The sequence below is a fragment of the Clostridium sp. AM42-4 genome (assembly GCF_003480105.1).
GTDB lineage: Bacteria > Bacillota > Clostridia > Lachnospirales > Lachnospiraceae > Brotaphodocola.
Window position 1 is genome coordinate 250 of record NZ_QUIK01000063.1, and the last position, 321, is coordinate 570.

The following is a 321-nucleotide window of genomic DNA, read 5'->3' on the forward strand; positions in this document are numbered from 1 at the left end:
AAAATGAGAAAGCCTGTGATATAGTAGGAGAAGCTGAACTTGGAAGACCCCACCACTGCCTGAAACGCCCCAATGGGGCAGGCACCGGAGGCTGCCGGGCAGGAATAGCAGTTCAGTCCCGGCACGCAGACGGTCTTCCCCGTGCCCTGATACAGTCCGCCCTTGAGAAAGTTCGGCAGATGCAGGTTGGTCAGCAGCGTCGCCCCCGCCTGAATCCAGCCCCGGAAGCGGGACATGGTCTGTGAAACGCCTGAAAACTTTTTACCCAATGCCCACACACTCCAGACATAATTTGATTGCTTTGCTCAGCACTGTCGCCGC

Annotated in this window: 1 pseudogene; it reads right to left on the minus strand. The window is 57.0% G+C overall.

Annotated features, from left to right (window positions below):
* Positions 1–236: pseudogene (locus DW922_RS18265) on the minus strand (4Fe-4S binding protein); the annotation flags it as partial.
* Between the last annotated feature and the right edge of the window lie 85 nt (positions 237–321).